Below are 21,071 nucleotides of genomic sequence, written 5' to 3'. Positions count from 1 at the left end.
CTGCAAGCGGACTTCTAACAGTTATTGAGGTAATGGTTGCTCACTCTGGCTTTTGAATCAGGGTTTCCAAAACACGCCGCTTGGCTTTTGGATCAATGCCAATCAGACGTACATATTCTCCACTATGTTCAGCCATACAGCCTTCTAACCCCTCAATCACCTCAGAAACCTGATTGGATTCGATAGGAGAACAGCTTTGCCAGGAACTGGTGCGGAAGCGACGCTTGTCAGCGTGTTCGGTACCAATTTTGTAGCCCTGAGCTAACAAACCCCGGACTTGATCAATCGCCTCTCGGCTCAAAGAGGTGTCTCCTAGTGATACAGAATCCGGTTTAGCGGGTGCGGATACCGGAGTGCTGGTGCTGGCGCGGCGACCATTGGAGGTGGAGGAGACTGATGTCCCTGTTGTCAAGGCTTTACTATCGGGTCGTTGAATAATTTCTTGCATCACCCGCCGTTTCGCATTGGGGTCAATCCCAATCAAGCGCACGTACTCACCCTCATGTTCGGCTAAGCACTCGGTAATCGCCGCCATCACCTCCGATTCCCGATTGGATTGAATCGACATCGCGCTCTTCCAGGAACTGGTGCGGAAGCGCCGCTCATCGGCATATTCTAAGCCAATCCCATAACCTTGAGCGACCAGTCCCGCCACCGTTTGCTGAAGATCAGACTCTAATTGAGGTTGTGAACTGGAAACTTGACGGTTGTTGCTCGCCGCAGGTTGACTATAACGATAACTTGAAGACGCTTTAGAGGGGGTGGACGTGGATGGTTGATCACCTGGTCTTTGGATAATTTCTTCCATCACCCGCCGTTTGACTTTCGGGTCAATCCCAATCAAGCGCACGTACTCACCCTCATGTTCGGCTAAGCAATCGCTCAGAGCATCGAGTACCTCTGATTCTCGATCTGAGTGAATCGCGATCGCACTTTTCCAGGAACTCGTCCGAAAGCGCCGCTCATCTGCATATTCGGCACTAATCCGATATCCTTGAGCTAACAGTTGACGAATTTGTTTTTGAAGGTCTGAACTTATGGCTGTATAGGAAGGCATGGAACTATAAGAATAAGAAGAACGACGAGAAGATTGATTTCCATTTTCGGTATCCGACTCAGACGGCTGAACCCTCTCATTGCGGATTGGCGCAATACAAGCTTCATCCTCTGCACACTGATACCCCGATCGCAATGCCTCATTACATGCGATAAGATGGTGAGCAAACGTGAGATCCTCCTGTTGGACATCGGGCAGTCGATCCGCTTGCTGCTGGTTATTAATCACTGCTCCAGAAGGTATATATTTCCCCGGCGGAATTTCCACATCTTGCACCAAGGCATGCATCATAACGATACAGCCATGACCGATGCGAGCATTAAACACGGTGGAGCGAAAGCCAATAAAGCAATCATCTCCAATGAAAGCTGGACCATGAATTAGGCATAGATGAGTGATAGAGGTATTCTTGCCAATCCAGACCGAGTAGGATTTTTGGTCATCTCCCATCACTCGCCCATCTTCTAAGCCATGAATCACCACTCCATCTTGAATATTCGAGCCTGCGGCAATGTAAAATGGTCCACCTTCGTCTGCTCGAATGGAAGTCCCCGGAGAAATCAGGACATTTTCGGCGATTTTGACATCTCCGATAATGTTAGAAAACGAATGGACGTAGGCACTTTCGTGAATTTGGGGTTCCGCCAAACTTTTTGACCAAGGGGTCGGGGGTGCCGCGTAGCTACGAACTACCATGATAATATTTTCCTGCCTTTGACAACGTATATCAACGTTTTGTTTTCTGGGATTGAACCAAGAGCATTTCATCCAAATTGCTCATCCAAATCCCTTGAATGTCTGCCCAAATGGGAAGATAAAGATCGTAGAATACTTATTGGGTTTCCCCGCCAAATCAGGGTTTGAGTTCTCTGTTTGGCGGTTAGTAATCTTAGACCGACAAGTGAGTCCGACTCAGAGCTTGCTCGTAATTGGTGTTAACGATTTCCGATTACCTTCTCACCCCACACTATCGATATTGATCTTTCTTACTGTAGAGAATGTGATTATCTACACTAACCGTGTCGATAATCCCCACTACCATAGCATCAATAGGACGCTTATCACTTTCCCCCACCTGACGTGCTGCGCTGCCACAACTCACCAAAACCCACTCATCCGTACCCGCACCGACAATATCTGCTGCCACTTCGTAGTTGGGTAGAGGTTTACCCTCCTCGTCTATAAACTGTACTAAGAGAAATTTTACACCTCTTAGGCTAGGTTCTTTACAAGAGCTAACCACTGTACCCCGCACTCTGGCAATTTGCATTTATCCTCCACTACTGGGATTTTGGATAGTTGGATTTTGGCAGATTGAGTCTCCGCCCTCAAGGGAGATACTCTTGCGGCTCCCCCAATTCCCAATCAGCCTTTCCCATTCTTTATACTTAAGGATAATTAAGGACGGTTAAGCGGACGGATAGCATTGGTGCTTTCCCGGAACTGTTCCACGTCTTCAGTGTACCGAATCGGCAGCACGTACTCTAGGTTTTCATGGGGACGGGCGATAATGTGAGTGGATAGAACCTGACCCCCATTGACGCGCTTGACGTTATCTACACCAGCGGCGACGGAGGCTTGGACTTCCGACACATCGCCCCGAACGATAACCGTTACCCGACCACTACCAATTTTTTCATACCCAACCAAAGTGACGCGGGCGGCTTTTACCATGGCGTCAGCGGCTTCGACGACAGCGGGAAAGCCAAGGGTTTCTACCATTCCAACGGCGATTGACATAAACGTTTCTCCAAAATCTAGGGGTTTCTCTGTTTTGACACCTAACCAGCGCCAGGATTTAGCCCAATCTAAGCGTAGAGGTATCGCTAATAGGCTCGGAATTGTTCCACGGCTTCGCTATATCGAATCGGTAGGACATATTCCAAGTTTTCGTGGGGACGGGCAATGATGTGGGTTGATACGACTTCACCCCCATTGACCCGATTAGCCGCTTCTACGCCAGCGGCGACGGAAGCTTGGACTTCTGAGACATCGCCCCGCACAATTACCGTGACCCGCGCACTGCCAATTTTTTCATACCCGACTAAGGTGACACGGGCGGCTTTCACCATGGCATCAGCGGCTTCGACGACAGCCGGAAAGCCTTTTGTCTCAATCATTCCTACAGCAATTGGCACGTTTATTTTCTCCTTGCAACTACGTTGACGATGAGTCAGCCCATCCCGGTTGGGCAAAAATTTGGACGGGAATGCCGAATTCTAGCCATAAATTACTAGCCAAAATCAAGCATAGAGAAGCTTGGTACAATTGACAATATAAATTATTATGATAATTCTTAATCAAAATGTTTAATAAAACTTAACATTGGCGCGATAATAATCGAGAGGTTAGGCAAAATTCTCAGCTTTTGCCAAAAGTTGGCTTTGTTTTATAATTTTTTGATAATCTTTCTATAAGTTGAATGATTTATTTCCAGGCGTCGTGGCAATCACCTCATCTCAAGCTGGGGCAACGGGTAGAACAGAAGCACTGAAGCAGGGAGAGAAGGTCAAGCGTCTATAACTATAAGCTCAGTTTATCACTTTGATTAAGCTGACTTTTAAATAGAGGGACTCAAACGCTGAGTAAGACAAGAGAATCCCTCTGTTAATAAGCAAAATTCTGTATCTATATGATCAACCAACGAGGGATGCAAGCGGGATGACAGAGTTTCTGAATCAGACAATTTGGTTAATACCATTTTACGGGTTAATTGGCGCAATTTTAACCCTACCTTGGGCAACAGGTGTAATTCGTCGCACAGGTCCCCGTCCGGCTGCATATTTTAACATATTAATGACGATTGTTACCTGTATTCACGGCGGAGTGATTTTTCGGTCTGCCGTAAATCAGCCGATGGTGAACGAGTTTGTGTTCGACTGGCTACAAGTCGGCGGCGTCAATTTCTCCTTCGCCCTAGAAGTGTCTCCCGTGAGTACAGGCGCTGTAGAAGTGGTTACCAGCCTCAGCCTGTTGGCGCAGCTGTATGCCCTAGGCTACATGGAAAAAGACTGGGCATTAGCTCGCTTTTTTGCCTTAATGGGATTCTTTGAAGGGGCTATGAGTGGGATTGCGTTGAGTAATTCCTTACTTTTAAGCTACGCCCTGTTGGAAACGCTCACCCTCTCCACCTATTTACTCGTCGGCTTTTGGTATGCTCAACCCTTAGTGGTTACCGCTGCACGAGATGCCTTTCTCACTAAACGGGTGGGAGACATGTTGCTGTTAATGGGGGTTGTGACACTGGGAAGCCTCGCCGGTAGCTTAGACTTTAATAACCTATATGATTGGGCGGGAACCGCAACCCTCTCCCCCGTCTTCGCCACGTTACTGGGACTCGCCTTAATTGCTGGACCCCTGGGGAAATGCGCTCAATTTCCCCTGCATTTGTGGTTAGATGAAGCAATGGAAGGACCCAACCCCGCCTCCGTCTTGCGGAATTCCTTGGTTGTCTGCTGTGGGGCTTATGTGTTGATTAAACTGCTGCCGATTTTAGCCCTATCCCCAGTTACTTTATCCGTGTTAGTGGTGATTGGCACAGTGACGGCAATTGGTGCATCCTTAGTCGCTATTGCCCAAGTTGATATTAAGCGATCGCTCTCCCATACCACCAGTGCCTATTTAGGATTGGTGTTTATCGCCGTGGGAACCGGACGCGCTGATATTGCCGTGGCGTTACTCCTCGCCCATGCCTTTGCCAAAGCTCTATTATTTATGAGTACCGGTGCGATTATTCTCACCACCAGTAACCAAAATCTCACCGAGATGGGCGGCTTGTGGTCACGGATGCCCGCGACAACTACTGCCTTTGTTGTCGGAACGGCTGGGATGATTGGGCTATTGCCCCTAGGGGGGTATTGGGCATTAAGTAAAGGTATTAACTCCCTGTGGACTGATTCACCCGGATTAGTCGCAACTTTTATCGTGGTGAATGGCATTACCGCTTTAGGACTAACCCGCGTCTTTCGCTTGGTATTTTTAGGCAATCCCCAGCCAAAAACTCGCCGCACTCCTGAAGTCGCTTGGCCTATGGCGTTTCCGATGGTGGGGTTAACTCTGATTACTCTGATTATGCCTTTGTTGCTGCAACAATTAAACTTGTTACCCCCTGAGAAGTATGAGTATTTGGTTAAGGTACCCCAACTATTATTATTGGGTTCCAGTGTAGCCGGTTGTGCGATCGGGGGTTTAATTGATCTGCCTAGAACTGGACTAAGATCTATTAGCTTACCCGTGAGATTTTTGCAAGATCTTTTAGCTTACGATTTTTATGTCGATAGACTTTACAACTTGACAGTCGTGTTTGCCGTTGACCTGTTTTCTAAACTGACTGCTTGGATTGACCGTCATATTGTCGATGGTGCGGTGAATTTAGTTGGTCTGGCTACTGTCGTTGGCGGTCAATCATTAAGGTATAGTGTTTCAGGGAAATCCCAGTTTTACCTGTTAACGATTCTCATCGGTGTAAGCTTATTAGCAGTGTTAATGTGTTGGCCCCTCAGTCAGTGGGACTGGGAACGGTGGTTGTTTCTGAATGGGCAATAAAAATGTTTTCGGTTGTAGGGGTGGGTTTAACTATTTATGACTTAACCCAAGTGTGGCTAAACCTGATCTGATTGATTCGTTGGTATCAAAAGTTATATTTTTTTAACGCAGAGGTACGCAGAGGTTAACGCAGAGGAACGCAGAGGATCATGACTAATGAAAATGATTTGGTTTGCTTCTCAAGGGAAGCGAGTATGACGAATGACATAAGACAACTGACCAAATTATGCTAAGTATCTTAATTTTACTGCCGCTATTAACAGCCCTAGTCGTAGGATTTTTGCCCGCTAGACTGATGGCAAAAGGGGCGCGTCAAGTTACACTCATTGTTGCCAGTGGTCTGTTTGTTTGGTCGCTGGTGCTACTCGCGCAGTTTGATCCCAGTCAGATGAATCTTCAGTTTCAAGAGAATTGGTCTTGGATTGAGTCGATTGGGTTAACTTACAGTTTAGGTATTGATGGGTTGTCAATGCCTTTGCTGGTGTTGAATGGTTTACTTACCGCGATGGCGGTTTACTGTACTGATGAGGATTTAGAACGCCCTCGCTTTTATTACACGCTAATTCTGTTATTAAATGCTGGGGTGGCGGGGGCATTTTTGGCACAAGATTTGTTGCTGTTTTTCCTGTTTTATGAATTGGAATTAATTCCTTTATATTTGTTAATTGCAATATGGGGCGGAAAACGGCGCGGCTATGCAGCAACTAAGTTTCTACTATATACAGCGGCGTCTGGGGCGCTGGTTTTGGCTGTCTTTTTAGGGGTGGTCTTTTTGAGCGGGGCAAATAACTTTGCATACGGTAATGTCCAAGATTTAGCATCATTATTGCCTGTAGGTCGTCAATTGCTGTTATTAGGGGGAATTCTCATCGCTTTTGGGATTAAAATTCCTTTAGTACCCTTTCATACTTGGTTACCTGATGCCCACGTTGAAGCATCTACGCCGATTTCTATGCTTTTGGCGGGGGTGTTGCTGAAGTTAGGTACTTATGGATTATTGCGCTTTGGTTTAGGATTATTTCCAGAAGCTTGGATAGTAGTCGCTCCCTGGTTAGCGACTTGGGCGGTTGTCAGTGTGCTCTATGGGGCGTTTAATGCGATCGCGCAACGGGATATGAAGAAGATGGTGGCGTTTAGTTCAGTGGCGCACATGGGTTATATTCTACTGGCAGCCGCCGCAGCGACGTCAATTTCCCTGGTGGCGGCGGTGATGCAAATGGTGAGTCATGGGTTAATCTCGGCGTTACTGTTTTTTTTGGTAGGTGTGGTTTATAAGAAGACGGGTTCGCGGGATTTGGATGTTCTCAATGGATTATTGAATCGGGAACGGGGATTACCTTTGATTGGTAGCTTTATGGTATTAGCGGTGATGGCGAGTGCGGGAATTCCGGGAATGGTAGGATTTATTTCAGAATTTCTGGTATTTCGGGGTAGTTTTCCGGCGTTTCCTGTGCAAACCCTTCTGTGTATGATTGGGACAGTTTTAACAGCAGTGTATTTCTTGATTTTGCTGGATTGCACCTTTTTTGGTCGTCTCTCGGCGCAGGTGATTGATTTACCCCGTGTTTATTGGAGTGAACGGATACCGGCGATTGTCTTAGCGGTGTTGATTGTGATTTTTGGCATTCAACCGGGATGGTTAGTGCGGTGGAGTGAAACAACTACAGCGACGATGGTGACGAATTCATCGACAATTGCTTTAGGGGTTGAGGTGAGTCAGTAAGATAAAGTTAAACGTGATTGGGTAGGGGCGGGTTGGTTTGGAGATCCCCCCTAGCCCCCCCTTCAAAAGGGGGGAAAAATAGTTCCTATCAAAAGCGGGGGAATATATCCCATTCTCAAGAGGGGGTTGAGGGAATCATGTTTCCTTGATAAATAGCCTCTCAAATAAATAAAATAGTTTATTAACAATAAGTTACATGGTTATTAGTCAAAAGAAATCTAAAAATCATCCCCTAGAACCTTACATTGAACGCCTGAATTCAGGTCAAGCACTTCTAGTAGATTCACCTGAGAATGTGCTAGAGGTTGTGGGTATTTTACATAGTTATGGTATTGTCCTAGATGCCTATTCCCGCAATCTAATTTATATTTCTGAGAATCAGTTTTTAGTCTTTTTTCCCTTTTTTAAATACTTTAACGGTGACGTTTCTTTCCAGAAGCTATTGCAGCACTGGTGGCATGATCGTATTAATTTTGAATATGCGGAATACTGTATGAAAGCTATGTTTTGGCATGGGGGTGGAAAATTAGATGCTTATCTAGATACGCCAGAATTTGAGCAACACTGTGCCGATGTGATTCAGGCAAAGTTTCAGGGGAATCTTTTTGTTCAAGGGTTAAATTGGTTATTTCCCGATTTTCTCACCGAACAAGTGCGTCAGATGGCATATTACAGTGGCTTGGGGCAATTCTGGCGGGTGATGAGTGATATGTTTATGGAGTTATCTAATCGCTATGACAATGGGGAAATTAAAACAATTCCGCAAGTTGTCGAACATATTTTAAATGGGTTAGTAGCGGCGGCGAATAAACCGATTACTTATGGCGTGAAAATTCGCGATCGCGAGTATGAGATAATTCCTAAATCCGCTGGGTTAACTTTTCTGATGGATACGGCGGTACCCTATGTGGAGGCGATTTTCTTCCGGGGAACGCCGTTTTTGGGGACAGTTTCTTATAACGCCCAAGCTAATCAGATTCCGCCAGAACAAGGTAAGTTTACTTATGGAGCATTATATGCCGATCCGTTACCGATTGGGGGGGCGGGGATTCCACCGACATTATTGATGCAGGATATGCGTCATTACTTACCTGATTATCTGCATCAAGTGTATCAGCGATCGCGTCGGGGACAGGATGACTTGCGGGTGCAGATCTGCCAAACGTTTCAGAAGTCGATGTTTTGTGTCACAACGGCGGCAATTTTGGGTTTAGCGCCTCATCCCTTGGATACGGCGGAACCTGAACAACAGGCAGAAAATCGGGCGTATTTGGAATATTGGATGGATCGATTTGTCACATCGCGGATCAATGATGTTAATCAGTGAGTTATTTGTCCTTTGTCCTTTGTCCTTTGTCCTTTGTGCTATCACTCATTCATAGGAAATAATTCTTATCTATTATTATGACTCAAACTCTTGCAGCTAGAGAGATTACTCTCCATGAATTAGAAACAAAATTTGGCATCCAGTTGGTTGAAGATGACCAATTCTTCCGAGAATGGCAGGACAACTTACCGGAAATTACTGACGCCGAGAAAGAAAGGTTGGACAGAGTAAAACTCAGTTATCAGAATTTAACGAAATACCCACCTCTGTTGGAAAACACCGTAAAAATGGTTGTTCTTTCTCCCTTGCTAGACTTAGCGGACTTCTACCTCCACCCCTTCCACATCAAATCCGAGAAGTCTGTGGCAATAGCCGCAGAAGATGAGGGAGTTATTGTCAGAGGAGAGATTGATGTATTGGCTTTATTAGAACAAGTTTGGCTAGTCGTCATTGAATCAAAAAAAGCCGCATTTTCGTTAGACGTTGGCAAACCACAACTTCTCGCTTATATGCTATCAAATCCCGATCGGGAAAAACCTGCCTACGGACTAATTACGAATGGGAGTAGCTTCAGATTTATAAAATTAGTCAAAGGAGAAACAACTCGATACGCTGTATCTAAACTGTTTGATATTTTCAATCCAGGAAATGAACTGTATAGCGTTTTGAGTGTACTGAAGCGTTTGGGTCAATTAGCAATGAGTGAGGGTTATCGCTTAAGTTGATACTAATGCACGTCGGTGCTACCGTACAAATGCATATTTATACTAAACCTCTAAACGATCAGATTAAGCCAACTAGGATAGGCACAAGACTGGTGATTTTGCAAGGGTAATCCCTGATACGTCGAACCTATTTCGCTAACACCCTGCTCAAATTCCTGCAAATTCATAGTGTCAACTTCAACAAGTGCCTCAAACGCAATTGTCCACCAATTCTCTTTATTAACCGTAAGCTGGGTTAACTCATAGGTAATCTCTTGGTAGAAACGTTGCGATCGCGCTTTGTTCACCGACACCCATGATCCTTGTGTAAAGCCGCTTTTGGGCATTATACTCTCAGATGTTGAGTCTTGACAACTCCACTTAATCCATTGCTCAATACTGCCTTCCCCAAAGCCACCAAATTGCCGCATACCCAATTCCGCCTTACGCCACTTAACCTCTAAACTGCCTTGCCGAAATTTGATATTCAGATAAGGACAATCGGGGATATAAAGATATACATCCTCCCTCGTTTCTGGCAATCCTAATGTCTCGCCTGGACAATCTGTGGCAAACCAATCGTTTACCTTTGTGGGGAGAATACCGCGATTGAACCAGCGTAGTTCTAACGTAATGAAGTCATTTGTCATTTTTTAGGGAACAGGGAATTAAAATTCAGCTCTAATCCTGCTGGTGGGCGAATTTATAAGCCCCGATAAAGGATAGTGCGATCGCGAAGGCTAATAAAACTGGGATAGAATACCAGGGAAACTGGGATAGAGGTAAATAAGCAGCCGCCCGTAATCCGGTACTGGCATAGCTGAGGGGTAACAAGTAGACGATAACTTTTAATGCCAAGGGTAACGTTTTCGGATCAAAGAACGTTGCGCCCAAAAATGACATCGGTACAATCAAAAAATTGTTATAAAGTCCTACGGATTCTAAGGACTTGACATTTAATCCCACAATTACCCCTAAACCAGAAAATACGGCGCAATTCAGCAGTAACACTAGCAAAAATAAGGGATTGATAAAGCTGAAAACTTTACCTGTAAACAGAACCGCTACCACAATCACCGAACCGGATGTCATCAACCCGCGCACAATTCCGGCTAGAATTTTACCCAAATACAGCGCTAACGGGTGTACGGGCATCAGTAGTGTTTCAGCAAATGTCTTGGTGTAAAGCCGTTCACCGCATATCGAAAAGGTGGTCCCACTGAAGCTAATCGTCATCGAGGATAGGGCAATCATCCCCGGTAGGATAAATTCCAAATAGCTGTCACCCGCCGCCGTTTCCATGGCTGAATTGAGGGTGCTACCCAATCCCAACCCAAATGCGATAATGTAAATCACTGGGGAGATGAGTCCAGCCGCCGCGACTTGCAGGATTCTCACCCGCAGCTTTAACCACTCGCCCCAGAATACGGTGAGACTATCGGCTAAGATGGTTTGCCACTGACTGCCTTTGAGAGTTTTGCTGAAGGGGAATGCGAGATTAGACTTCACAATATCGATAGGATTAACATCTCTTCTTAATATTACTTCATAAAGGATCTCGGCGATCCTAAAATGCTGATTTCAGTGCGATTAAACTTTAGGCCCCAAACCCGTCCCTACAATTAACTGATTATCCTTGACGGGTTGCTAAGACTCGGATAAATTCCAAGGGCAATCCATCGGTATCGGCAATAAATGCCACCTCGTACAGGCGATCGCCGATAATTTGTTGAGTGGGTTCTAAGAGAATTTTCAGCGGCTGAAACTGATCCGGATTTTGACTCGATGCCTCAGCTAGTCTCTTTTGTAGCGATTCTACCCAACTGGGTAAATCGGCAACTGTTTCGGTGAGGTCAAAGGAAAGATGATAGTAACCTACATAATGTTCATCCCCAAACGCATCCGGTGCAGGTTTAGGTTCCGGGATTTGAATCAGTTCAATTCGTCCGTCTAATCCCTCCATCCAACAGGCGAGAGTAATTCCCGCCGTGAAGCGTTCACAAACCGTGAAACCTAATTGTTCGTAGAACGCGATCGCGCGATGAATATCAGCCGTGCGAATTGAAGCGTGGTGCATGATTCACGAATAATTTTAATTGTTGATCTCTGTAGGGGCGGGTTTTACCACTAACACTTCAACTCAAACCATTAACTTAACTAAACCAGCCCCGACTTAGTGATAGGAAAGCAAACAAATGACAAATTAGGACTTCCGTTTTCTTGACGGCACAGGCGCTACCTATAGGGGCTCTTTCATTGCCGTACCCCTACCATAAATGGCGTTTGTGCGTAAGTCCTGAAATGACGAATGACCAATGAAACTTACTCAAATAATCGAAAATAAGGATAGCGTACTGGAATTCCCGGCTCTTTTTCCAAATTGAAGTTAATCACTTCCCAACAGGGTTCCTCGCCTGGATCAGGGCTAAATGCTACTGGTAAGCCATAAAGTCGGGGACGTCCCGGTTCAGATTGTCCGCGCCAGGGGGTACTTCGTTCCAGATAGGCGCTAACTAAGTCTCGATAGCGACTGGCAATAATCACCCGTGTTGCCCGATAGCCTTGAGTGTACAGGCGATCAAGGGCTTCGTGAATTTCAAAGCGAATCCCATCCGGATGGGTATGCTGACGATACCACTCACTCTCCCATTGACGCCAATGACGCCCCGATTGTAAATGGATGAGTTCTTCAGTTTTGGGGTCTGCCTCGAAAGCGCCATGCCGGGGACACAAATAGGTATCGGTCAATGTCAATGCCGGAATAGACTGCCGACAGTGAGGACATTGAATCTCTGAACCGAATATGGGGTACTGTAAACTAGGATTAATCATCTAGGGTTGAAGGTATCGTCATTCATTCGGCGATTGCGCTAGTACCTGTATAAATATATCTGTGGCTTCATCAATTATAGAATACCCTCGAACACACTCATCTGTTTTATAGGCAATCGTGACTGATTCTTATCCCCAGTTTCCTGCAACTCCCTCCTATTGGTCTGCTGTTGATTTGTCTCAAGCCGCCTTTGTTGCGCCCAATGCGGTAGTTATGGGTGAAGTCGCGATCGCATCGGGAGCCAGTATCTGGTATGGTGCTGTGGTGCGGGGCGATGTCGAGCGGATTGAGATTGGTGAATGTACCAATATTCAGGATGGTGCGATTTTACATGGAGATCCAGGTAAACCTACGATCCTGGAAGACCATGTAACCATTGGACATCGGGCTGTCGTCCATTCGGCTCATATTGAACGTGGCTGTCTGATTGGGATTGGTGCGATTATCTTAGATGGTGTGCGGGTGGGACATGGCAGTATTGTCGGGGCTGGCGCATTAGTGACCAAAGATGTTGCCCCTTTATCCCTGGTAGTCGGCATTCCAGCGCGAAAAGTCCGCGATATTTCGGAAACGGAGGCGGCTGAATTAATCGAACATGCACAGCGTTACCAGAAGCTGGCATGGGTTCATGGCGGAAAAGGCACAGACTTGGGGTTTCACTCACCTAGATGAGAACACGGAGATGAGACGCTGAAAAAAACCTGTTACCTATTGACTTTTGGGGGCATAATTTGATTAACTTAATATGCTGAATCTAAATTACACCTAACCAGAAATCTGTAATTGAGGCTATGATCAACTGAGTACCCAGGGACTCTGGGGGAAAGAAATTGGCTGTCAAGTCGGGCTGTCGGGGGCATTTTGCCTAGATAAGTGGCGTAGGGCAGCAATGTCTAACAGCGATGTTGGAAGCCTACACCATAATATTTGATTTGGTGTGGAAGGATGTCACGCATTAAGCGAGGTAGGTAAAACTATGGATTGGCGGTTACTCATTGTCTTGTTGCCTATCCTTTTAGCCGCAAGCTGGGCTTTGTTCAACATTGCTGGAGCGGCTATCGGTCAAATTCAGGCGTTTCTGAATAAATCCTGAGCTGTTGGATAGACACAAATACCTTTTGTAGAGACGTAGCATGCTACGTCTCTACATGTCTAATATCGCTCTAATAAAAGCTTGACTTCGGCGTCTAAATCGAAATCCCTCATCGCCTCCCACTCAGCTTGTCGAACTGCCAAATAAACATGAGCCAAATCCTCACCCAAGGCATTAAGGAGTAGCGAGTCATTTCTAAGCTGTTCTATCGACTCAGCTAAGGTACTGGGCAATCGTTCAATATTAGCCGCTTGACGTTCAGCATCTGTCATCGTACCGGGATCTACAGATACAGGCGTTGCCAGTTCTAAGCCTTGGCGGATACCATCGAGTCCCGCTGCAATCGTTGCCCCTAATGCTAAATAGGGATTCGCTGTAGCATCCACGGTTTTGAATTCAAAATGAGAGGGACTCAGGGGTTCAGGATGGGTAGGGACACGCACAGCCGCTTCCCGATTATCTAATCCCCAACACCGGAATGCCCCACTCCAACACCGGGGTAGCAAGCGGCGGTAAGAATTGGTAGTGGGTGTTGTCAATGCCATCAGGGCTGGTAGGTGGTGCAGAATTCCAGCCATAAAATGACGGGCAATATCCGAAAGTTCGCCATTTCCGTCTGGATGGGGGATGAGATTTTCGCCCTCTCGCCAGAGACTCAGGTGTAGGTGACAACCGCTACCCGCTTGATCAGCAAAGATTTTCGGTAAGAATGAGGCGATACGATAATGTTGGAGTGCGATCGCTTTGACAGTTTCCCGGAAGGCAATCTGTTGATCTGCCGCACTTAGGGCGTTGGTGTAGAGGATAGAGATTTCCTGCTGACCGGAACCGGATTCGGGATAATATTGTTCAACTAGCATTCCCTGCTCAATCAAAGCTGCCGCAATGTGATCAATAATCCCTTGATGCAAATCCATTGCCATCGTCGAGGCAAATACCGTTTCATCCGCAGGTACAATGCCCTCAGCGTTTCGCTGCAAGAGATAGAACTCATTCTCAAATGCGGCTATCACCTCTAACCCTTCTTGGTTAGCCTCTGCAACCATGCGTTTGAGAAAATTTCGTGGACAAAGACTCCAAGGCACACCATTTAGGATCATATCGCCCATGACACGGGCATGACCTGGGCAATAGGGTAAAGGGTTCAGCGTACTCCAGTCTGGCACGAGACGGATTTCCCCCACAGGTCCTAACCCACTCCCAGCAACAGGCGCATCATACATAACCGGAATGGCTTGTTGAGCGGCAGAAATACCCACACCATGGATGAGGTATTCTGATAAGGCTTTTCGGTGGACTGCCTTGCCCCGGATAATATTGGCATTGTCGCACCAGAGAAGGCGGACAAATTGAATCCTTTGCTGGTCAAGATTTTGTAATTGTTCTTTTTCCATTCATTTTCTGCCTGTGTTTCTCACCCAGAGTAGCTCCACAAATTAACGTTTCTTAATATAATGAGAAGATAACACGGCTGATAAAGGAGCGATCGCGTGCTGACCCTAGACCGCCTTGGAGAACAGACCCTGAACAGAATTGCGACGCTGGCGCTGTCCAGCCAAATCGATGATGCCAAAAAACTCGAGGTGCGAGTCAAAACAGACCCTTCTCTGTTAGCCAAGGGTCAATTAGAATCCCTGGCGATTTACGGTGAGGGGTTAATCATGGAACACGATATCCGTCTACAAGAGATGGTTATCCGGCTAGAAACCATTGCGGTTGCTCCCTTCAAAGCCTTAACGGGCAACATTGAACTGACCCAACCAACTCAGGGAACAGCACGGATTGTGATTGCCCAGGGTGATCTTAACCGTGCCTTCAACTCAGATGTGTTAGGGACTCAGCTTCGCTCACTCAAGGTTCAGGTGGATGGTAAGCCGCAAACTCTCAACGTCAAGCAGATACATTGTCGCCTCTTAGCCGAAGGTCGAGTTGCTCTTGATGCTGACGTCCGGCTAGATCAAAGTAATGAAACTCAACGAGTGTCCTTCACCACTACTCCTAGAGTGAGTGATGACGGGCGCAGCGTGGTACTAGAGAAGGTGGAATACGCCCAAGGAAAAGAACTCTCACCAGAATTCACTCAAGCATTAGTAACCAAGGCGGGTAAAATATTACACTTGAGTCACTTTGAGATGCCAGGGATATCGCTACGTATGCATCATTTGCAGGTCCAAGAAGGTCAACTCACCCTGCAAGCCGTGGCTCATGTGACGCAGTTTCCATCCCTGTGAATTGGCATAGATGCTCGCCTGACAACGATGAGAGCAGTTGTTGACATTAAGCTTTAAATAGCGAACAGCTTAATAACTGCGAAAGGATCAACAAAACCCGCCCTGACTCATATTGTCAGGGCGAGTGTTATTATATATGAATATTTTAATCGAGATAACCTGAACCATGTCTCGTGCTACCCCTTATCAACCCTTACTTCTGAGACTGTTGCATGGTGTCAATGCTCTGATTGCCATTTTAGCTATCATCACCTCCTACTGGGTTTATGATACCTATGATGGGCGATTCGGACAACTTTCTCTGCCCCAAATTCCAGATATTATTGGCATTCATGGTACATTTGGCAAAACCTTACTCCTAGGGGTAATGCCAGCCTTTGCATTATACAGTTTTCATCTAGGGTCTAGACGCCTCATTCAACCCGATTCGTTTCAAAAGCTTAGACAATTGGGTAAACCTATCGGTTGGTATAGCCTGCATCGGATTATTAATACGGTGATGTTATTAGCCATTACCTTTTCCTTGATGACTGGCAGTATGATCAAAGAAGAATGGTTACCCAATGGGGAATTAAATCATATCTGGTATTATTTACACCTAACCGGATGGGTTATATTAGTTGGATGTTTAGCCATTCACTTATTAATCAGTGCAAAGGTAGGAGGATTGCCATTATGGATATCCATATTTAAGCTAAACTATCGTCCAGACGATTCTCCAAAAAAGTGGATTCAGACACTGCCTTCATTCGGTCGGCGGGAAGATAGATGATATCATATCCGGTTGAATAATTAGGGGTTGCTGAATAAGTGTTATGGTAAGGATAGGGAACAGGTAAAAGGGAAATGATCACTGTTTAGACAAACATGATATGAAAGGAAATACGCTACTGATTGTTGTAGAAATTGTGGTCATTGGCGGGATTATATTCGGTTGGATTGCCCCCTTATTATTTCCCTCAGAGGAACCAGAACAGAGCCAAAACATTGTAGAGACATTGCCGGAAACCTCTGGAACCATCTAAAAAGAACGTTTAAAAACTAATGGGTATTCCGTAATTAGTCGGCTAAATGGTTAGTTGGATTTGCCAGAATATTGGACAGGTAACGGTTTCCTAACCCTAAAGTTAATTCTTTCAGGTTAAAATCGCCCCACCCATTAACTTAGAATACCGATAGTCTAACTCCGCCTTAATTAACGGCAAACTCTCCAACGCCTTATCCTCAAGCACAATCTTCTCCGCCGCATCTCTTGCCAAATTCAATACCTCTTGATCCTCTACCAAACTGGCTAAAGCAAAATCCGCCAACCCCGACTGACGCCGCCCCAACACCTCTCCAGGACCTCGAAACCGCATATCCATCTCCGAGATAAAAAAGCCATCCTGAGACTGTTCCAACACTCCCAAACGCTGACGCGCCGTATCGGTTTTTGACCCACTCATTAATAAACAATAGGACTGATGAGAACCTCGCCCTACCCGCCCCCGTAATTGGTGCAACTGTGACAAGCCAAACCGTTCCGCATTTTCAATCATCATCACCGTCGCATTCGGGACATCTACCCCCACCTCAATCACCGTGGTGGAGACAATAATTTGGGTCTGATTATCCCGAAATGCATTCAGCGCCTCATCCTTCTCCGTCGAACTCATCCGCCCATGTAATAATCCCACCTGAAATTGTGGGAAAATACTCTCAGAGAGTCGCTGATGCTCCTCTACTGCCGATCGCACATCTAATTTTTCTGATTCTTCAATTAAAGGTAGGACTATATACGCTTGACGCCCTTGGGCAATTTCTCGACGCATCAAGTCATAAGCATTTTGGCGTTCCTTCCCGGTTAATACTGTCGTGTGAATCTTTTGGCGTCCCGGCGGTAACTCATCAATCTGACTCACATCTAAATCCCCATGCAAGGTTAACGCCAGTGTCCGAGGAATCGGTGTAGCTGTCATGGTTAACACATGAGGGGATTGTCCCTTTTGTTGCAACTGCGCCCGTTGTTCTACGCCAAACCGATGCTGTTCATCAATCACCACCAATCCTAAGCGCTGAAAATTCACCGAGTCTTGAATTAACGCATGAGTTCCTACCAACAGGGGTAATTCCCCGGTTTCTAACTGAGAATGGATTTCCCGGCGCTTCTTCACCTTCACTGAACCCGTTAGCAATTCGACGGGCAGATGGAGTAAATTAAACCAACTGACTAATTTACGATAATGCTGTTCTGCTAATACTTCCGTTGGTGCCATTAACGCGGCTTGATACCCCGACTGAATCGCCGCCAAAATCGCAATCACAGCTACCACGGTTTTCCCCGAACCCACATCCCCTTGGACTAAACGATTCATCGGACTAGATTTTTGTAAGTCGTTGAGAATATCGTTCACCACCAGTTTTTGGGCAGAGGTGAGTTCAAAGGGCAGCAGGTGATAAAATTGTTCAACGAGTTTCCCCGTGGGCGCGAGAATGGCACTAGATTGAACTTGCTGCTGCATTTTCCGCCGCTGGAGAAATCCTAACTGTAAATAGAAGAACTCATCAAAGACCAAGCGACGTCTGGCACGGCTGAGGGTATCTGTATCTGTGGGAAAATGTAAATTCGCGATCGCATCACTCACTCCCATCAAATCATACTGCTGGCGCATCCCCTTCGGCAACGGCTCTTGCAGTTGATTCACTGCGGGTAACGCCGCCATCACCGCCTGTCTCACCCAATCGGCGGGTACCCCTTCCGTTAAAGGATAAACGGGCATAACTCGACCAATTTTTAAGGAATCAATACTCCCACCCAAATGGTCTAAAACCTCAATTTCTGGGGTATCTAGGGTAATCCCATACTTATTCTTTTTCACTAACCCTGACGCCGCCACAATCGCCCCGGCTGGATAGCGACGCTTTTGTTGTTCTTGCCAACCGCGATGGTTGTAGCGATTTCCGGCAAAGAAGCGATTCAGTTTAAGTTGACCGGTGTTGTCTTTAAGTAATAACTCAAAAATCGATAACTTTTTATTCCGAGGGCTGGTAAAACAGTTACAACGCTTCACCGTACCCACCACCGTTACCGTCTCCCCGGCGACTAAATCCTTAATATTCACCTGACGGGCATAATCAATATGATCCCTCGGATAATAGTAGAGCATATCTCGCACCGTATATACTCCCAAACGCCCTAAAAAATCACTGCGGCGACGACCAATATCGGGTAACTCGGACAAGGGTGAGTCCAGGGTAAAATTGACGTTTAACTGGGATGTTTCCGCAACCAGAGGCGTAGTCCGGGGAGATTTAACCGTCTGGGTTTGAGGCGGATGAGTCTTTTCCCATTCCCGACGCTGAATTTCCTGTTGCAGCTTGTGAAGAAACTGTCGTGTATCAGCTACCAGATGTTGACGGTCTTCAACAGTCTTATGATCATAACGCCCAAACTCAGCCGCAATGGACTGCCATTTGCGCCGTTCCACAGGTAGAAGTCCGTCTGGTGTTTTCCCTAAACTGAGGCAGAGAAATTCACTAAAACGGTACTGATTCCCCTGCAAATCAGTAAAGCCCTTTTCGGCTTCGACAGAAAGTGCTTTTTGTAATCTTGTCCAATCTGGAAATTCTGTACCCACAATTTCTGAATTATGAATGACAAATGACCAATAACCAATGACGAATGACTAATCCTCAAACCAACTCGCACGCCATGCGGCTTCGGCTTGAACCACTGTCCACTCCCGTTGTTTTTTGCGATACTGTCGCTGAAATTTAGTGGTGTGGGCAATCAGGTGCCGAATTTGATTCCGCACTTTGACTAATTGCGGTTCAGTAAACTCAATTTCGGATAGGCGCAGGTTAACCGCAATAATTCGGGTTAGGGTTGTATCATCGTCATCATCCGACATTTGGGTTTCGACTAAAAGGTTGAGTAGATTTGAACCGGGACTGCTTTCACCCGCCGCATCTGCTTTGGTTGCCGCTTCCAGGACAGTTGGTGGTAGTTTATCGGGAATAATACCCTCTTGTTGTAAAAGACGATTGGTCTTCACGGAAACTGTTTGCAGGGTGAGAGCAATTTTATCTTCTAACATCTCTTGCCACTGTAGCAGTTGATTGGGCAGAATTGGTTTTTGTGGGGCGAGGGCTGAATCTGGGGAAGGGTTTGCTGTGGTTTCAGCCGAGGATTCCGTTGACTCCGCCATGGGTTCTAATTCCTCGTCTTCCAGGATTGATGATAGGTCTTGAGGAAGCTGTAAGTGTAAGATTAACTCCTCTTGTCCTTCCTTACCAATCTGACGCAAGGCTTGCTGTAGATTTTGGCGCTGATTGAAGGACAAACTTAAAAATGCGTCTGGATAGCCTTGAGTACAAACCTGATAACTTGCCTGTTTCAAATGTTTTTGCACCGTTTGCCCCAACAGGGTCACATAGGTGGCGTAACTGTCGTGGAGTTGGGAAGCTAGATGTGCGATTGCTTCCTCCATCTTAGCTAAATCCTGCTCAATGCGTTCAACTGCGTTCACTGTCATTTGCCTTGGGCGATATCAAAATGAATGTAAGTATTCAACCGAACATGATATTATCCCCCGACGAAGTTGACACCCCTTATTGACACTCCCCCGCTTAAAATACGGGGAATTCTTGAGCTAATCGTTGCCCTTTCGAGTCACCTCTAATTAGGTCTTACACAATTATGTCCTACCCGAAGCCAACTCGAATATCACTTAATATCTAGAACTCCACTTTTTCGGGTAGCTCTCCAAGCTTTTACCTAAATTAATTAGGAAGTTTCCCTATGCCCTACGGTACTTATTAACTATTTAGTTTTTACAAAAATGCTATTCCGACTGAGAAAATCGGCATTGTACGAATTTTGGCTCGTTTGAAATCCTAGCAAGAGAAGGTACACCATTTATGTTTTTCAGAAGGTTTTTATGTATACAGAGTTATCACCTACAAACTCTGTTTCTCACGTCACTATTGTACCTAAATCCAACAAAAAAAGCAACTAAAGTTGCTAGGCTAAACGCCTTGCTTGGTTTCATCCCTCGGATAAATCACGAGGGAGCCTGCACCATCGCTTATCTGTAAATATTTGTAAAATTTTATTCAAGGAATTAAAGGCTCACATCCCTAACTACGAACTCGCTTAATTTAATTGCACAGTTGAACCCAACATTTACCCAAAAATTCAGTCAAGTTTAATACATTTATCCCCTGAATATGGGTGGGTTACGGCGGATATTTTCTTCATCCATCTAACCTATTGGCGTGACCCAGCTAAAATTGTGGAATAGATTTTACCATTGAATCGGGCGCACGCCATGCGCCCCTACGGTTTCCGGGCGTAATTTTAATTCATCAAATTACGTGTGCCACGCCACTACGATGGCGGCGTGGCACACCTAAATTGATAGATTAGATTTGGCTTTTATTGACATCCTCCCCCGGCTAAAGAGCGCGGGGGATTCCTCACCACGCCACCTTTAGCCGGGGTGGTCGCTGATTGGGGTTGACGCTTCGCTGAAGGTTGCCTCCAAATGAGGTCTTACACCCTCTCCACGTCCGTTTAT

At 46.0% G+C, this 21,071-nt stretch carries 20 protein-coding genes; 9 read left to right on the top strand and 11 right to left on the bottom strand.

From position 1 onward, the window contains the following. Window positions 1–40 precede the first annotated feature (40 nt). The 4 genes from RIM23_RS29225 to RIM23_RS29210 form a co-directional block, all read right to left on the bottom strand. Window positions 41–1,753: a ribulose bisphosphate carboxylase small subunit gene (locus RIM23_RS29225; protein WP_446371806.1), complete on the bottom strand. Its 1,713-nt coding sequence runs from the start codon at window positions 1,751–1,753 to the stop codon at window positions 41–43. Window positions 1,754–2,024: 271 nt separating this feature from the next. Continuing rightward, the gene (locus RIM23_RS29220; protein WP_446339168.1) at window positions 2,025–2,327 is read right to left on the bottom strand and encodes a EutN/CcmL family microcompartment protein; all 303 of its coding nucleotides are present in this window, start codon (window positions 2,325–2,327) and stop codon (window positions 2,025–2,027) included. A gap of 128 nt (window positions 2,328–2,455) precedes the next feature. Further along, on the bottom strand, window positions 2,456–2,797 hold the full coding sequence (locus tag RIM23_RS29215; RefSeq protein WP_006105258.1) for a carbon dioxide-concentrating mechanism protein CcmK: 342 nt from the start codon (window positions 2,795–2,797) through the stop codon (window positions 2,456–2,458). Between the two features lie 86 nt (window positions 2,798–2,883). Beyond that, entirely contained in the window at window positions 2,884–3,195 is a 312-nt protein-coding gene (locus RIM23_RS29210) for a carbon dioxide-concentrating mechanism protein CcmK (protein WP_446339170.1), read from the bottom strand. 523 nt (window positions 3,196–3,718) lie between these two features. Here RIM23_RS29210 and RIM23_RS29205 point away from each other — a divergent pair. The 4 genes from RIM23_RS29205 (at window position 3,719) to RIM23_RS29190 (ending at window position 9,377) form a co-directional block, all read left to right on the top strand. Then, window positions 3,719–5,602, top strand: coding sequence for an NAD(P)H-quinone oxidoreductase subunit F (locus RIM23_RS29205; RefSeq protein WP_446371804.1), 1,884 nt, complete (start codon window positions 3,719–3,721; stop codon window positions 5,600–5,602). 226 nt (window positions 5,603–5,828) lie between these two features. Next, window positions 5,829–7,325 (top strand): NADH-quinone oxidoreductase subunit M, encoded by a 1,497-nt coding sequence (locus RIM23_RS29200; RefSeq protein WP_446371802.1) that lies wholly within the window; start codon window positions 5,829–5,831, stop codon window positions 7,323–7,325. A 196-nt stretch (window positions 7,326–7,521) separates the two neighbouring features. After that, window positions 7,522–8,652 (top strand): CO2 hydration protein, encoded by a 1,131-nt coding sequence (locus RIM23_RS29195; RefSeq protein WP_446371800.1) that lies wholly within the window; start codon window positions 7,522–7,524, stop codon window positions 8,650–8,652. A 77-nt stretch (window positions 8,653–8,729) separates the two neighbouring features. Beyond that, window positions 8,730–9,377: a type I restriction endonuclease gene (locus RIM23_RS29190; protein ID WP_446371798.1), complete on the top strand. Its 648-nt coding sequence runs from the start codon at window positions 8,730–8,732 to the stop codon at window positions 9,375–9,377. A 50-nt stretch (window positions 9,378–9,427) separates the two neighbouring features. Here RIM23_RS29190 and RIM23_RS29185 read toward each other — a convergent pair whose 3' ends face one another. From RIM23_RS29185 to RIM23_RS29170, 4 genes are all read right to left on the bottom strand, one after another. Next, window positions 9,428–10,006 (bottom strand): hypothetical protein, encoded by a 579-nt coding sequence (locus RIM23_RS29185; RefSeq protein WP_446371796.1) that lies wholly within the window; start codon window positions 10,004–10,006, stop codon window positions 9,428–9,430. A gap of 31 nt (window positions 10,007–10,037) precedes the next feature. Then, window positions 10,038–10,865 (bottom strand): ABC transporter permease, encoded by an 828-nt coding sequence (locus tag RIM23_RS29180; RefSeq protein WP_446371794.1) that lies wholly within the window; start codon window positions 10,863–10,865, stop codon window positions 10,038–10,040. Between the two features lie 121 nt (window positions 10,866–10,986). After that, window positions 10,987–11,433 (bottom strand): VOC family protein, encoded by a 447-nt coding sequence (locus RIM23_RS29175; protein ID WP_446371792.1) that lies wholly within the window; start codon window positions 11,431–11,433, stop codon window positions 10,987–10,989. Between the two features lie 245 nt (window positions 11,434–11,678). Then, window positions 11,679–12,188, bottom strand: coding sequence for a TIGR02652 family protein (locus tag RIM23_RS29170; RefSeq protein ID WP_446358962.1), 510 nt, complete (start codon window positions 12,186–12,188; stop codon window positions 11,679–11,681). A 118-nt stretch (window positions 12,189–12,306) separates the two neighbouring features. On the opposite strand from RIM23_RS29170, the gene RIM23_RS29165 reads away from it, so the two are divergent. Further along, on the top strand, window positions 12,307–12,861 hold the full coding sequence (locus tag RIM23_RS29165; protein WP_446371790.1) for a gamma carbonic anhydrase family protein: 555 nt from the start codon (window positions 12,307–12,309) through the stop codon (window positions 12,859–12,861). Between the two features lie 304 nt (window positions 12,862–13,165). Then, window positions 13,166–13,282 (top strand): photosystem II protein Y, encoded by a 117-nt coding sequence (locus tag RIM23_RS29160; RefSeq protein WP_446371788.1) that lies wholly within the window; start codon window positions 13,166–13,168, stop codon window positions 13,280–13,282. A gap of 59 nt (window positions 13,283–13,341) precedes the next feature. Here the strand turns inward: RIM23_RS29160 and RIM23_RS29155 are convergent, their stop codons facing one another. Next, window positions 13,342–14,676, bottom strand: a complete 1,335-nt coding sequence (locus tag RIM23_RS29155) for a glutamine synthetase family protein (protein ID WP_446371786.1) — start codon at window positions 14,674–14,676, stop codon at window positions 13,342–13,344. 96 nt (window positions 14,677–14,772) lie between these two features. Between RIM23_RS29155 and RIM23_RS29150 the strand changes: the two genes are divergently transcribed. From RIM23_RS29150 to RIM23_RS29140, 3 genes are all read left to right on the top strand, one after another. Beyond that, window positions 14,773–15,513, top strand: coding sequence for an LmeA family phospholipid-binding protein (locus tag RIM23_RS29150; RefSeq protein WP_446371784.1), 741 nt, complete (start codon window positions 14,773–14,775; stop codon window positions 15,511–15,513). A gap of 166 nt (window positions 15,514–15,679) precedes the next feature. Further along, complete coding sequence (locus RIM23_RS29145; protein WP_446371782.1) at window positions 15,680–16,285, top strand: cytochrome b/b6 domain-containing protein; 606 nt, start codon at window positions 15,680–15,682, stop codon at window positions 16,283–16,285. A 100-nt stretch (window positions 16,286–16,385) separates the two neighbouring features. Then, complete coding sequence (locus RIM23_RS29140; protein ID WP_446371781.1) at window positions 16,386–16,538, top strand: hypothetical protein; 153 nt, start codon at window positions 16,386–16,388, stop codon at window positions 16,536–16,538. Window positions 16,539–16,649: 111 nt separating this feature from the next. Here RIM23_RS29140 and recG read toward each other — a convergent pair whose 3' ends face one another. Together recG and RIM23_RS29130 are read right to left on the bottom strand one after the other, a co-directional pair. Next, window positions 16,650–19,130, bottom strand: a complete 2,481-nt coding sequence (gene recG, locus RIM23_RS29135; protein WP_446371780.1) for an ATP-dependent DNA helicase RecG — start codon at window positions 19,128–19,130, stop codon at window positions 16,650–16,652. Between the two features lie 48 nt (window positions 19,131–19,178). Continuing rightward, entirely contained in the window at window positions 19,179–20,021 is an 843-nt protein-coding gene (locus RIM23_RS29130) for a hypothetical protein (protein ID WP_446371779.1), read from the bottom strand. Window positions 20,022–21,071 lie beyond the last annotated feature (1,050 nt).

Source organism: Coleofasciculus sp. G3-WIS-01 (genome assembly GCF_040223135.1).
In the GTDB taxonomy this organism is placed as follows: domain Bacteria; phylum Cyanobacteriota; class Cyanobacteriia; order Cyanobacteriales; family Coleofasciculaceae; genus Coleofasciculus.
This window is presented reverse-complemented; position numbering and strand designations above follow the sequence as displayed.